At 70.2% G+C, this 13,425-nt stretch carries 15 protein-coding genes; 6 read left to right on the forward strand and 9 right to left on the reverse strand.

Annotated features, from left to right (window positions below; genetic code table 11):
- Positions 1-32: 32 nt before the first annotated feature.
- On the reverse strand, positions 33-1,403 hold the full coding sequence (locus A6I89_RS11980; RefSeq protein ID WP_013414443.1) for an MFS transporter: 1,371 nt from the start codon (positions 1,401-1,403) through the stop codon (positions 33-35).
- A complete protein-coding gene (mmsB, locus tag A6I89_RS11985; RefSeq protein WP_080668343.1) occupies positions 1,400-2,371 on the reverse strand; it encodes a 3-hydroxyisobutyrate dehydrogenase in 972 nt (323 codons plus the stop codon). Before mmsB ends, A6I89_RS11980 begins: the two co-directional genes overlap by 4 nt.
- 83 nt (positions 2,372-2,454) lie before the next feature.
- Here mmsB and A6I89_RS11990 point away from each other — a divergent pair, with 83 nt between their 5' ends.
- Positions 2,455-3,351 carry a LysR family transcriptional regulator gene (locus A6I89_RS11990; RefSeq protein WP_044990207.1) on the forward strand — a complete coding sequence of 299 codons (897 nt, stop codon included), beginning with the start codon at positions 2,455-2,457 and terminating at the stop codon, positions 3,349-3,351.
- Between the two features lie 9 nt (positions 3,352-3,360).
- Here A6I89_RS11990 and A6I89_RS11995 read toward each other — a convergent pair whose 3' ends face one another.
- Positions 3,361-4,221: an SDR family NAD(P)-dependent oxidoreductase gene (locus A6I89_RS11995; protein ID WP_005516446.1), complete on the reverse strand. Its 861-nt coding sequence runs from the start codon at positions 4,219-4,221 to the stop codon at positions 3,361-3,363.
- 286 nt (positions 4,222-4,507) lie between these two features.
- Between A6I89_RS11995 and A6I89_RS12000 the strand changes: the two genes are divergently transcribed.
- From A6I89_RS12000 to A6I89_RS12010, 3 genes are all read left to right on the forward strand, one after another.
- A complete protein-coding gene (locus A6I89_RS12000; protein ID WP_005516445.1) occupies positions 4,508-5,038 on the forward strand; it encodes a hypothetical protein in 531 nt (176 codons plus the stop codon).
- Positions 5,039-5,102: 64 nt separating this feature from the next.
- Complete coding sequence (locus A6I89_RS12005; RefSeq protein ID WP_022593298.1) at positions 5,103-6,098, forward strand: COG1361 family protein; 996 nt, start codon at positions 5,103-5,105, stop codon at positions 6,096-6,098.
- A 17-nt stretch (positions 6,099-6,115) separates the two neighbouring features.
- Positions 6,116-6,853 (forward strand): hypothetical protein, encoded by a 738-nt coding sequence (locus A6I89_RS12010; protein ID WP_232244840.1) that lies wholly within the window; start codon positions 6,116-6,118, stop codon positions 6,851-6,853.
- 9 nt (positions 6,854-6,862) lie between these two features.
- Here the strand turns inward: A6I89_RS12010 and A6I89_RS12015 are convergent, their stop codons facing one another.
- From A6I89_RS12015 to A6I89_RS12035, 5 genes are all read right to left on the reverse strand, one after another.
- Positions 6,863-7,807, reverse strand: coding sequence for a copper resistance D family protein (locus A6I89_RS12015; protein ID WP_022593300.1), 945 nt, complete (start codon positions 7,805-7,807; stop codon positions 6,863-6,865).
- Between the two features lie 16 nt (positions 7,808-7,823).
- Complete coding sequence (locus A6I89_RS12020) at positions 7,824-8,372, reverse strand: copper resistance CopC family protein (RefSeq protein ID WP_013414448.1); 549 nt, start codon at positions 8,370-8,372, stop codon at positions 7,824-7,826.
- Entirely contained in the window at positions 8,369-9,022 is a 654-nt protein-coding gene (locus tag A6I89_RS12025; RefSeq protein WP_022593301.1) for a YcnI family copper-binding membrane protein, read from the reverse strand. The genes A6I89_RS12020 and A6I89_RS12025 overlap by 4 nt, the downstream gene beginning before the upstream one ends.
- 43 nt (positions 9,023-9,065) lie before the next feature.
- A complete protein-coding gene (locus A6I89_RS12030) occupies positions 9,066-9,545 on the reverse strand; it encodes a hypothetical protein (protein ID WP_226347426.1) in 480 nt (159 codons plus the stop codon).
- A gap of 67 nt (positions 9,546-9,612) precedes the next feature.
- Positions 9,613-10,242, reverse strand: coding sequence for a DUF6474 family protein (locus A6I89_RS12035; protein ID WP_005516436.1), 630 nt, complete (start codon positions 10,240-10,242; stop codon positions 9,613-9,615).
- A 121-nt stretch (positions 10,243-10,363) separates the two neighbouring features.
- Here A6I89_RS12035 and A6I89_RS12040 point away from each other — a divergent pair, with 121 nt between their 5' ends.
- Together A6I89_RS12040 and A6I89_RS12045 are read left to right on the forward strand one after the other, a co-directional pair.
- Positions 10,364-11,959 (forward strand): TM0106 family RecB-like putative nuclease, encoded by a 1,596-nt coding sequence (locus A6I89_RS12040; RefSeq protein WP_044990236.1) that lies wholly within the window; start codon positions 10,364-10,366, stop codon positions 11,957-11,959.
- A 137-nt stretch (positions 11,960-12,096) separates the two neighbouring features.
- A complete protein-coding gene (locus A6I89_RS12045) occupies positions 12,097-12,606 on the forward strand; it encodes a pyridoxamine 5'-phosphate oxidase family protein (RefSeq protein ID WP_022593305.1) in 510 nt (169 codons plus the stop codon).
- A 46-nt stretch (positions 12,607-12,652) separates the two neighbouring features.
- Here A6I89_RS12045 and A6I89_RS12050 read toward each other — a convergent pair whose 3' ends face one another.
- On the reverse strand, positions 12,653-13,420 hold the full coding sequence (locus A6I89_RS12050) for an SDR family NAD(P)-dependent oxidoreductase (protein ID WP_022593306.1): 768 nt from the start codon (positions 13,418-13,420) through the stop codon (positions 12,653-12,655).
- Positions 13,421-13,425: the final 5 nt, after the last annotated feature.

The following is a 13,425-nucleotide window of genomic DNA, read 5'->3' on the forward strand; positions in this document are numbered from 1 at the left end:
GGGTGATGAACCTTTCAGGGGTAGAGCAGAATTCACAGGGAAGTGCCGAAGCGGGCGCGGTGTTCGTCGTCGAGCGCGGCCAGCGAGGTGCCCTTGGTCTCGCGCATGAACAGGACCGCGACGATCGAGATCAGTCCGGCGACCGCGACGTAGATCGCGATCGGAACCCAACTGTCGAAGGTGCGCAACAGCATCGTGGCGATCACCGGGGCGAGGGACCCGGCGAAGATCGCGGTGACCTGTGCGCCGAGGGAAACACCGATGTAGCGCATGTGCGTGGGGAACATCTCCGAGAGGAGCGCCGGCTGCGGTGCGTACATGACGGCGTGGATGATCAGGCCCACCGTGATCGCGCACAGGATGAGCGCGTCGGACTTGGTGTCCATCAACGGGAATGCCACGAAGCAGTACACCGTGGCCAGAGTCGCGCCGGCGAGGTAGACGGGGCGGCGGCCCACCTTGTCGGACATCCAGCCGAACACGAGGATCATCGCGGCGTGAACGATGTGCGAGATCAGCATCAGAGTCAGGATGGTGGAGGTGTCGACGTCGAGCTGCACCTTCAGGTACGTCAGCGAGAAGGTGACGACCATGTAGTAGAGGATGTTCTCGATCACCCGGGCGCCCATCGCGGTGAGCACCTCGCGGGGGCGTGCCTGGAAGACGCGTTTGATCGCCTTCCACGTGCTCTCCGCCTGCGGCTGCTCCTCGGCGGCGTCCTTGAAGATCGGTGAGTCCTCCACCTTGGTACGGATGAACCAGCCGATCAGAACGATGAAGGCGGAGAAGAAGAACGCCACACGCCAACCCCACGAGAGGAAGGCGGCCTCGGGAAGCGCGAAGGACAGCACCAGGAGCACCACGGTCGCCAGGACGTTGCCGAGTGGCGCGCCGACCTGCGGGAAACTGGCCCAGAACCCACGCTTGTCGTCGGGGCTCTGCTCGGCGACGAGCAGCACGGCGCCGCCCCACTCGCCTCCGATCGCGATGCCCTGCATGAAGCGGAGTACCACGAGGATGATCGGGGCCGCATAACCGATCTGGTCGAAGCTCGGGATCGCGCCGATCAGGAAGGTCGAGACCCCGATGACGAGAAGCGAGACCTGCAGCAACTTCTTGCGGCCGAACTTGTCGCCGTAGTGCCCGAAGATGATGCCGCCGATCGGCCGGGCGACGAAGCCGATCGCGTAGGTCAGCAGAGCGGCGATCACACCGTCGAGCGGATTGCCGGTCGCCTTGAAGAACACGTCGCCGAAGACGAGCGCGGCCGCCATGCCGTAGAGGAAGAACTCGTACCACTCGGCGACCGTCCCGGCCATGGAGGCCGCGACGATCCGGTGGAAGCCGGCGGGGGTCTTCTGCTTGGGCGTCTCGGGAGCCGGGTCGGTCAACTGTGCGGTCACCGGACCCCCTCCCGGGCAGGCTCGATCTCGATCGTGCCGTCGACGAGGCGGATCAGGGCCGAGAAGTCGAGGCCGCCGAAACCGTTGTCGGCGAGCAGGTCCAGTCGTCGGGCGACCTCCGCGGTGGCCGAGGCGTCGATTCCGTGCGAGGCCGCCGCGTCGAGCGCGAGGCCGAGATCCTTGCGCATCAGGGTGACGGCGAAGCCGCCCGTGAAATCCCTGCTGGACGGTGCGGACTCCACGGCGCCGCCGACGGGGTAGTAGCTGCGCAGCGCCCAGCTGTCGCCGGTGGAGACGCCGGCGATCTCGATGACCGTCTTCGGTGGGATACCCAGACGTTGTGCCAGTGCCGCGGCTTCACAGGTGCTCTGCATGTTCGCGGCCAGCATCATGTTGTTGAGCATCTTGGCGCTCTGGCCCGCGCCGAGGTCGCCGGCGTGGAAGACGCGCGTGCCCATGGCCTGCACGAGTGGGCGAGCCTCGTCGAGGTCCGCTTCCGCGCCGCCCACCATGAACGTCAGCGTCGCGTTCGCGGCGCCGGCGGTGCCACCGGAGACCGGGGCGTCCAGGAAGCGACGACCTGTCGCGGCCACGGCCGCGGCGATGTCGACGGCCTGGGCGGTGGCAATCGTCGAGGAGTCGATCACCAGCGCGGCCGGAGCGGTGACGGCGAGGGCGCCGGAGTCGAGCAGGGCTGCACGCACGTGGTCGCCCTTGGGCAGCATGGTGATCAGGACGTCGGCGTCCGCTGCGACGTCGACGGGCGAATCGGTGGTGGGGATGCCGTGGGCTGCCGCGTCGTCGCGGGCGGCGGACGACAGGTCGAAACCGACCAGTTCGAACCCCGCACTGTGCAGATTTGCAGCCATCGGCAACCCCATGTTGCCCAGGCCGATCCAACCGATCTTCATGGTGGTGCCCTTCCGTCCGATGTCGAGCTGTAGGTGTCTACGTCGACCGTGGGACAAGAGTGAGCTAGATTACAGCGCCGGAAAAGGCCCTATTCGACACACAAGCTGTGCGGCAATGCACAGGCGAGCCGGGAGTCAATATGCGTGCGGATGATCTCGTGGTGCTGCTGGAAATCGCCCGGTGCGGCTCGCTCGTCGGGGCCGCGTCCGCCCTCGGGCTCAACCATGCGACGGTGTCGCGGCGGATGTCCGCGCTGGAGGCGGAACTGCACGCGCCGGTCCTGGTGCGGGGCGTCCAGGGATGCGAACTGACCGACCTGGGTCATCGGTTGCTGCGATCGTGTGAGCAGATCGAATCGGCGCTGACCGATGTGCGCGATCTGGCCAGCATCACGCCCCGCGAACGGGAACTCTCCGGGCTCGTGCGGATCGCCACGACGGAGGCCTTCGGTTCGTACTTCATCGCGCCGCTGATGGCCGACCTGCACCGCATCAACTCCGACCTTCTCGTGGAGATCGTCACCCAGACACGGCTCAGCGCGTTCGGGGCCGGCGCCGACATCGAGATCGGAGTGGGCGAGCCGGTCTTCGGGCGACCGGGCGCCGAGAAACTGACGGACTATCGGCTGGGCCTGTACGCATCCGACGCGTATCGGGCCGAACGCGGCATGCCGACGTCGCTCGAGGACCTGGAGGGGCATTCGCTCGTCTACTACATCGAGGGCCTGCTCCGGGTGGAGGACCTCGATGTGCTGACGAAGCTCACCGGCAACCACAAGGTCACCTTCGGCTCGACCAGTGTTCAGGCGCAGACCGCGGCGACACTGGCCGGTGCCGGGATCGGACTGCTGCCCGCGTTCGTGGCCGAGCGTGAGCCGACGCTCCGGCGAGTGCTGCCGTCGGACGTCGCCATCACCCTCGAGTTCTCGGCGTGCCTGGCGCCGAGACGGCTGCGCCGACCCGCGGCGGCCACGGTGCTGCAGGCGATCCGGGAGATGGTGGCCGACAGGCAGTCCGAACTGATGCCGCAGTGGTGAGCAGGCCGGTCAGCCGCCCGACGCGAACCTCCGGTGCCGGGCGGCGTCGGCGCGCTCGGTGCTGATCGCGTCGATCAACCGGGTCAGACGTCCCAACGTCGGGCCCATGCGCCGCGGCCGGTGGACGATCGCGTCGCAGACGACCCGGCCCGCCTCCTCGGGGCTGAGCGCCGCGGCCTTCAGGTACTGATTGTTCGGGGCGACCATCGCGGTCCGCACCAGCGGCATGTAGATCGACGTGAACGTGACGTTCTCACTGAGTGTTTCGGCTTGGAAGCTGGCGCACACCTCGTCGAGCGCGGCCTTCGACGCCACGTACGCGCTGTAGCCGGGTCCGCCGAACAGGTTCGCGGCCGACAGCACGTTGATCACCTGCCCGTAGCGACGCTCCCGCATCCCCGGCAGTACGGCCAGCATCAGGCGCACCGCAGCGAAGTAGTTGAGCCGCATGGTCCGTTCGAAGTCGTGTGCCCGGTCGTAGGACTGGTCGAGTGGCCGCCGGATCGAGCGGCCCGCGTTGTTGACGAGAATGTCCACGCCGGCGTGCTCGTCCAGGATCCGAGCGATCGTCGCGTCGGTCGCGTCGGCGTCGTTGAGGTTGCACGGGTAGGCGAACGCCTTCCCACCGTGGGCCTCGATGGTTCGGACGACCTCGTCGAGTTCGGCCTCGCGACGGGCGAGGAGCAGCACCGTCGCACCGGCCGCACCGAGATCGATCGCGGCGGCCCGGCCGATCCCCGACGACGCCCCGGTGACCAGGACCCGGCGTCCGGCCACCGCGTCGGCGAGCGAGCCGCGCCGACGGCGCGGAAACGGCCCCCGAGTGTCGAGCGCGTGCTTGGCCCGGAACCACCACCCCGTCGAAGTCACGATCCCGAATATTAGTGCCGACCTCGGCGCCCCAGCTGCGAAAACGATCAGAGTCGGTGCCCGCCAATGCCATCGCCGGGTGCCGTCCGGATCGAGAAGCGCGAAAACGGCAAAACAAACAAACGTTCCGAGTACCGTCCGAGCCGAGCAAAATAATTCGATTCCCCTACTGGACACTTGACCAACTGTCGAGTATCAATAGTCGACCCCCGAATCGGGCCGTTTGGTTCTGTTCGGTAACGGGCTGCTGTCTGTTCCACCCGAACATCCCCCCCGAAGAGGAAACATGCGCAAAGTAACGCTTCTCGCCGCCGGCCTGGTCGCTGCCGCCGGTCTCGTCGTCCCGGCCACCGCCGCGAACGCCGCCAACGACGCCAGCACCACCGTCAATTTCTCCATCCTCGGAACCGAGGGTGGTGGCCTGTCCGTCACTGTCGCCGGTGGGCTCGGCACCGTCACGCCTACGGCCGGTAAGGCCAGCGGTCTGTTGACCCTGGTTTCCGTGAGTGACAGCCGTAACCAGGCGCCGCGCGGGTGGGTTGCCAGCGCATCCTCGACGGACTTCGTCGGCACCAACGAGACCATCCCGAAGAGCGCGGTCACCTACTCGGCCTCGTCGCCCGCGGGCAAGGTCGGTGGGGGCACGCTCGCGTCGACCGGAGAGCAGACCCTCGACTCTCCCAAGACTGTCGTCAGCCGGACGGGCCTGACGTGGCCGTTGGAGGTCGCGACGTGGAGCCCGACCCTGACCGTCAACTACCCGGACGGCGCCTCCATCGGTAGCTACACGGGCACCATCACCATTTCGGTCGCCTAGAGCTCGGTACCCATCGGCCGGGGACGCTTCCTGCGTCTCCGGCCGTTCGGCCAGAAAGTGATCCATGCGTTCCCTCCTCGCGTTCCTCGTGGCCGTCATCGCGGCCGTCAGTGTGCCCGCGTCGGCTCTTGCTGCCCCGGATCAGGCCACTCCCGACGGATCGATCGGCGTGCGCCTGCTCGACGCGCCGGTCGCGCTGAAGGACGATCCTCGGGCACTGCGCTACATCGTCGACAACCTCCCGCCGGGCACCACTGTCACCCGACATGTGATGGTGTCCAACGACACCGGCGCGCCCGCGCAGATCGACGTCTACGCCGGTGCCGCACGAGTCGCGAAGGGGACATTCGCGCTGGGGGAGCCGGGCGAGACGAACGCACTCTCGTCATGGATCTCCGTCGACCGGCCCACGGTCGACCTCGCCGACGGCGAACAGGCCGAGGTGGCCGTGACGATCGCCGTGCCGCAGGATGCGCCGGAGGTCGAGCAGTACGCCGTGATCTGGGCGTCCCACAAGGCCCCGGCGTCGAACGGCATCACCAACGAATCACGCGTCGGGGTGCGGGTCTACCTGTCGGTGGGGCCGGGCAACGGTCCGCCCGCCGACTTCACGATCTCCAGCCTGACGCCGCGTCGCACGGCCGACGGGCTCGCGTCCGTCGTCGCCTCGGTCACCAACACGGGCGGACGAGCGGTCGATCTTGCCGGGACCTTGAACCTTTCGGGCGGCCCCGGGGGACTGTCCGCCGGCCCCATCGACAGTGCGGTCGCGACCATCGCGCCCGGTGAGGACGGCGAGGTCGTCATCGCCGTGCCCGACAGTGTCGCGTTGCCCGCCGGTCCGTGGAAGGCCGACGTCGAGCTCGAGAGCGGCATCATCAAGCACGACACGTCGGCGACGCTCACCTTTCCCGACAAGGGTGACGGCGAGTCGGTCGGCGCGTCCGACTCGACGTCGTGGCCGCTGATCGCCGGAATCGTGGTGGCGGTGCTCGCCGTCGCCGGAGTCGGCGGCTACCTGGTGGTGCGGAAGCGTCGCCCGTCGGGATCGGAGCAGTAGCCGTGTGGCGCAACACGATGCCGCGAGGCCTCCGTCTGTCCCTGGCCGCTGTCGGGGCCCTGGTCCTCGTCGGCGCGCCCACCGCGACGGCAGCGCCGTCCGATGGGGCGAACGAGGTGACCACGACGGCCGCGCCCACGACCACCACCACCACTGCGGCAGCGGCGACAACGACGGCGGCGCCGACGACCACCCGTGAGCGCTACGTCTCCCGGGGCGACTCGGACGAAGCCACGGCTACGACCACGACCACGACGACGACGACGCCTGCCACGGCGGTCGCGCCGACCACGTCGGCCCCTGCCCCGACGACTCCGGGCGGTAATCGCGCATTGACCGCCGCCGCGGGCCGGTCCGGTCTGTCGATCACCGTCGCCGGGCAGTGGGCCACCGTCGTTCCCGGTGCGAAGAGCGCCAACGGCACGCTCACGCTCATCTCGGTGACGTCGACCGGGGGCGTGGTGGGCTCACCGGTCGATTGGACCGCGACCGCCTCGTCGACCGATTTCGTCGGCACCAACGGCACCATCCCCAAGAGCGCGGTGACTTACGAGGCGACCGCCATTGCGGGCAATGTCGGGGGCTCGACCTCGGCTCCGAGGCAGAATCTCGGCAGCCCGAAGATCGTCGTCGATCGCACGGGCAGTGTCTGGCCGTCTGAGACGGTTACGTGGACTCCGAGACTCTGGGTCGACTACCCCGACGGCGCGGCGATCGGCGCCTACTCCGGCACGATCACCATCTCGGTCGCGTAGGAGTCCGGATCAGGCGGTGGTCGCGAGAGCCGCGGCCAGCCCGAATGCGACTGCCATCGTGGCCGATTCGCCGACGGCTCGACGCAGTGACGCGTCGGCGTCGATCCGGTGTGCGGCCGCCGGGCCCACCCACGTGCGGCGCAGCCACCACCCGGCGGCGAGCAACCCGGCCAGCGCGACGACCTTCGCGAGGACCACGCGGCCGTAGCCGGTGGTGACCAGCGGAGCGATGCCGCCGAGCCGGACCGCCGCGTTGATCAGGCCCGTTGCGGCGAGGACCCACACACACCGCCACGCGATGGTCGAGTAGCGGGGGAGCAGGGACGCCCACGCGCCGCGTGAGCGGGCCGTGAGGGCCAGGGCGGTGAGCATCCCGAACCACGTGGCCGCCGCGAGGACGTGCGCGGCGTCGAGCAGCGAGCCGAGGGTCTGCTGCGACATGTGCCCGCCGATGGGGCGGGCGATCAGCGCCAGGCCCGTCAGCGCGAGTACCGGCGCGGCCGGCCACGGCAGGCTGCGGCGGTAGGCGACGGCCGCGATCAGCGTCACCAGTGCCGTGCAGGCCACGGTGACGGCACCGAGACGTCCGGCCCCGACGACGCGGACGAAGTCGACGACGGTGCCTGGCGCCACCGCGAAGTGCGACCGCCCCCCGGTCTCGGCGGCCTCGAGAACCACCAGTACGCACTCGGCGATCGTCCAGGCACCCGCGACGGCTGCCAGTGTCCGCCACAGCAGTCCGGCGTCGAGCGCGGGGCGACGCTCGTCCCGCTGCAGCCACTGCCACGCGGCCAGCCCGAACACGGTGGCTCCCAGCCCGACGGCCAGCACCCGCACCGCGGCGGTGGGGGACGGGCCGTCGGGGGTGGCGAGCAGCCACGCGAGCGCCACCCCGGCCAGCGCGGTGGGGACGGCGAACAGCAGCCGGCCCCGGCCGATGTTCGCCGTCCTCATCGGGGTACCGCTCGGCTCAGTTCTCGCCGCGCGGCTTGCGCAGCGCGAACCACAGGCCGCCGCCGAACACCACCACGGCGACACCGACGATGACCCAGATGATCATGTTCGAGTCGGAGTCGCCGTCACTGCTGCTCGACGCGTCCTGACCGCCCGCCTTGGGGCCGGGGACGCCGGTCCCCTCCTGCGTCAACGTGAACACGCGGGTGCCGCTCACCGGATGGCCGTCGGCCGAGGTCACGCGGAACGCGATCGTGTACTCGCCCACCGGGCCGAGGCCCTCGAGTGGGACGCTGGCGGTGTCACCCTGGATCGTCGGGTCGCCCTTGGACCACAGGTTGCCGTCGGGGCCGACGACGGTGAGGGACGCGAACTTCTCCTGCAGGGCCTCGTTGAACTGGAGGCTGACCCGCTGGGGCGCGGTCGCGATCTGGGCGCCGTTGTCGGGGGTGCTGGCGATCACCGCGGAGTGCGCGGACGCCGTGCCGGCGCCGAGCAGCGTTGCGAGCATCGCGACGAAACCGACGGCGACGACGCGGAAACGTCGGATCAGGTGCGGGCTCATGAGCGGCGCCCCCGCAGCGTCGCGCCGATGCCCAGGGCGGCGCCCAACGCACCGAGCACCAGGCCGATGCCGCCGAGCCAGCGGGCGGTGGTGTCGGTGGTGTTGGTGGTCTCGTCGACCGAGACCGTCGCGTCCACGGTGCCGTGGCTGTCGCCACTGCCCGCCGCAAGCGTCAGCGACGGAGCCGGCTTGTCGGGTTCGGATCCGTCCGGGCCGGGCTTCTGGTCCCACTGCACGACGTTGCCGTCGCTGTAGGTCTGGGTGGCGGGGAACTCGACGGCGTCCTGCTCGGGCAGCGGGCCCGCGGAGAGCACGAACTGCTGGAACTGGCCGGGGCCGACGCTCACGCCGGGGTCGGCCGTCCACGTCACGGACGTCGCGACGCCGGACGGGTCCTTCTGCACGGCGGACGTCCAGCCGGGCATGGGCTCGGTGCGCGCCGACTTCAGGCCCGGCAACTGCACGGTGAGTGCGGTGGTGCCGGCGGTGTCGGACTCGGTGGGGACGCGGAAGGTGAGGACGGAGTAGCCGCCCTGCTCGGCGCCGGGGGCGGCGACCGAGACGTGCGCGGAGGCCACGCCGGTCGCGAGCAGCAGCGCGCTGCCGGCGGCGCCCACCGTGAGGAGGGCGCGCGTGATGGTCTTCTTCATCTGGTTCGGGTGTCTTTTCTGTGCGGAGGTACCGGTTCGCGGGTCAGGCGAACAGCGGAGGTCCGCGGCGGGACAACCCGGTGGCGAGCACCGTCAGGCGCGGCGCGCGGCGGTCGAGCGGTCGCGGCGCGCACACGGGTGCGGATGCGACACCCAGGACGGGTGGCGCCAGAACGGCCCGGAGGACACGGGTGATCGGCCCGTACAGGCGCTCGGCGCCGAGGACCAGACCCGCGCACACGACGGTGGCCGCAGCATGCGCGGCGAGCATTGCGACGACCGGTACACCCTGGTGGAGGTGCCCGTCGGCGGAGACGGTGAGCGCGAGGTGGCCGGCGCCCTGCCCGGCCGCGAGGGCACCGAACAGAGCGGTCCGGCTGCGGCTCAGCACGGGGACCCCGCCCGCCGCGGCGCCTACCGCGGCGCACGCGGCCAACAGCAGCGTCAGGGCCGGCGACCCGGGGAACCCGCCGCCGGCGACGCCGTGCGCCGCGACCGCCAGCGCCGCCGCCAGCGCGCCCACGGCACCACCGCGAAGCGCGGCGGTCGGGGCGGGGCGGGGAGCGGACACGGCGGTCGGGGCGGGACGGTCAGCGCACGCCGAGGCGCGCCAGGATGTCGGCTTCGACGCCGTCGAGCTCGGAGGAGATGGCGTGGTGCGCCTGCTTGCGGCGGGCGGGCGGCATCTGCTCGGAGGCGTGGACGGCGGTCTCCAGGTCGGTGAGCCGGGCCCGGATCGCGGTCGCGAACTGCTGCGTCTCGGCGTCCCCGGGGTGCCGGCTGACGATCTCGGCGACCGACTTCTCGGCGCCGGCGATGCGGGCACTGAGCTTGGCGCCGTGGCCGGTGTACTCGCCGAGCTGGTCGACGGCGATGCCCATGCGCTGGGCACGCTGGGCGTCGAGCTGACCGCGCAGCGCGGTGGCGCCGCGGTATGCCAGCGGCACGACGACCGGCGCCAGCAGGCGGGCGACGCCCATGTAGCGGCGCAGTTGGGCGACCGTCAGGCCCTTCTCGGCCGCCTTGGCGGCGGCCTTCTCCTGCGCCTTCAGCGCCGAGATCTGGGCCTTGTCGACCTTCTTCTGGGCCTTCGCGTACGACCGGTGCTTCTTGCGGTCGTTCTTGGCGCCGAGCTTGGCCTCGAGCTTCGCCTTGTGCTTGAGCGCCTTCGCCTCGGCCTTGCGCGTGGCGCGCCGCTTACGTTTCTTGAACAACCCCACTGGAAAGGCCCCTCCATCTGGTGTTTCGGCGCGGCGACGGACTGTGTCACAGCCTATCCGCGTTTGCTCGGGCTCCGCCGCTTTCGGCTTTACCCTAGGTGAGCACATAATCTTCCACATCGTGTGTTCCCCCAACGGCCCGCAGGACGGCGCCCCCGTGCTTCTCGAGCCCGGTGCGCTGACGCGGTGCCGCCACCGCGTCCATCTCGATGCCGCCTACCCCGATCTGCTGGCGGCGGCCCCCGAGAACACCGGAGTGAAGCAGCGGCAGGAGGCGGCGGCCGCGCAGCGCGAGGCGGTCCGCGTCCGGCTGATGGACGCCGACCCCGACGCGTGGGTGCGGATCGACCCCGACGGCCCGGCCCGGCAGCGCGCCCGCGCCACCCTCGAGGCGTGCCGGAACGGTGCCGACAAGATCTGGGGTGCGGTGCTGCCCTCCGAACGGGACACCGGCCGGCGGGGGCGGGTCGAGATCCTGCTCCGCGACGTCGAGCGCGGCGGCTACCTGCCCGTCATCGTCGTCAACCACAAGGTCACCGACCCCGGAACCGGAGCGGTCACGACCGGGTTGTTCGAGTGGGCGCCCACCGTCGACGAGAAGCGGAAGGTGCGCGCCCAACTGCGCGACCAGATGCGGCTCGCCCAGGTGTACCGGATGCTCGAGCGGCACGGTCTGGCGAGCCCGGCGCTGTCGGGCGGTGCCATCGGCTACGGCGCCGACTGCATATTGGTGCACGACCTGGCGAACGTCCTCGACGACTACGACGAACGTTTCGCCGACCGCATCGCCGTCGCGCGCGGCGAGATCGCGACGGTGCCGTCGCAGATCGGCGAGTGCCGCTCGTGCCCGTGGTGGCCGGGCTGCCGGGAGAAGCTGGAGAAGACCCAGGACGTGTCGCTGGTGGCGTCCGGGTCGCGGGCCGACGTGCTGCGTGAGCGTGGCGTGCGCACCGTCGAGCAGCTCGCCGCGTGGGAAGGCGATGCCCCGGAGGAGTGGCCGCACAACTCTTTCCACGACACCGTCGTCACGGCGAAGGCTTGGATCGCGTCGGCGCCGCTGGTGCGGCGCCACGAGACCGTCACGGTGGCCCGCGCCGACGTCGAGGTCGACGTCGACATGGAGAGCTATCAGGAGCACGGCGCCTACCTGTGGGGCACGCTGCTCAACGTCGCGGGCACGTCGGTGTACCGGCCGTTCGTGAGCTGGGATCCGCTACCGACGGTCGACGAGGCGCGCTCGTTCGCCGAGTTCTGGACGTGGCTCATGGCCGAGCGGGCCGGCGCGGCCGCCGTCGGTAAAACCTTCGCCGCGTACTGCTATTCGCGATCCGCCGAGGACAAGTGGCTGCTCGACTCGGCGCGTCGCTTCGCCGGCATCGACGGAATCCCCAGCGTCGCCGAGATCCGCGAGTTCATCGACAGCCCGCAGTGGGTGGACATCTACCAGGCCGTCAGCGACAACTTCGTGTGCCCGAACGGCAAGGGGCTCAAGAAGATCGCGCCTGTCGCCGGATTCCACTGGCGCGACGCCGAGGCCAACGGCGAGGCCTCGATGAGCTGGTACCGCGAGGCCGTCGGCTACGACGGCGACCCCGACCTCACCCAGCGTCAGCGTCTCCTCGAGTACAACGAGGACGACGTCATCGCCACCAAGGTGCTGCGCGAGTGGATGAGTGAGCGCGCCGCCGCCGAGATCCCGCACGAGTCGGAACTGTAGGCGCTTCGCGCCTGTGCGCCTTTCTGGTACCTGTCGCTACCAAAAAGGCGCACGGGCGCGAAGCGCTCCGGGCGATGAGTTCTCGGCAGGGTCCGGGTCTGTACTTGTGACAGCACCCCACGAGACGGGAGACCCCCATGACCGCGCAGCTGCCCGCCGCCGAACTCGACAGCCGATACAGCGACGAGAAAGCGCCGGCCTCCACGTGGCCGCAGGTGACGGCCGCACTCGACGCCGCCGAGGTGTTCTGGCTGTCCACGGTCCGCGCCGATGGCCGACCGCACGTGACGCCGCTGATCGCTGTCCGCGTCGACGACCGGATGCACTTCTGCACCGGGCCCGACGAGCAGAAGGCGCGCAACCTCTCCGAATCCAGTGCGTGCGCGCTGACGACCGGGGCGAACGCCCTCGGATCCGGACTGGATGTCGTGATCGAGGGGCGAGCGGTACGGATCTCGGATCCGGAGTCGCTGACCGGCATCGCCGACGCCTACCGCGCGAAGTACGGGTCGGACTGGAGCTTCGACGTCACGGACGGGCGGTTCGTCAACACGGCCGGCGGGCCGGCCACGGTGTTCCGCGTCGAACCGTCCCTCGTCTTCGCCTTCGCGAAAGGTGTCTACGCGCAGACGCGTTGGCGATTCTGACCGGACGACGAAAGCCCCGAGGCGCTCGCCCCGGCGCGTCGGGCCTCTACCGCGGCGCCATGCGTAGCGCGCCGTCCATGCGGACCGTTTCGCCGTTGAGGTAGTCGTGCTCGACGAGGAACTGCGCCAGCTGCGCGTACTCGTCGGGCTTGCCTAGGCGCGACGGGAAGGGAATGCCGGCCTCGAGGTTGGTGCGGTACTCGTCGGTCACGCCCGCGAGCATCGGGGTGTCGATGGTGCCGGGGGCGATGGTGTTGACCCGGATGCCGACCTGCGCGAGGTCGCGCGCGGCGGTGATCGTCATGGCATGCACGCCGCCCTTCGACGCGGTGTAGGCGATCTGCCCGATCTGCCCCTCGAACGCCGCCACCGATGCGGTGTTGATGATGACGCCGCGCTGGCCCGAGTCGTCGACGGTCGGCAGGTACTGCATCGCGTTGGCGGCCAGTCGCATCACGTTGAAGGTGCCGAGCAGGTTGACGGTGATCACGGTCCGGAACAGTTCGAGGTCGTGCGGGCCGTTCTTCGACAGGATCCGGCCCGCCCAGCCGACGCCGGCGCAGTTGACGACGGTGCGCAGCGGAACCCCCGACTCGCCGATCTTGTCGACGGCGCCCTGGACGTCGGCCTCGCTGGTGACGTCGGCGGGAAGGAACGTGACACCCGCGGGCACGTTGTCCCCGGCGCGTTCGATCGACTGCGCGAGGTCGAGCCCGAACACGGTGGCGCCCGCGTCGGCGAATCGCTTCGCGGTCGCGGCCCCGAGGCCGGAGGCTGCGCCGGTGATCAGTGCCGCGGTTCCCTGGATTTCCACTGCGG

Origin of the sequence: Prescottella equi (genome assembly GCF_002094305.1) — a bacterium.
Classification (GTDB): domain Bacteria; phylum Actinomycetota; class Actinomycetes; order Mycobacteriales; family Mycobacteriaceae; genus Prescottella; species Prescottella equi.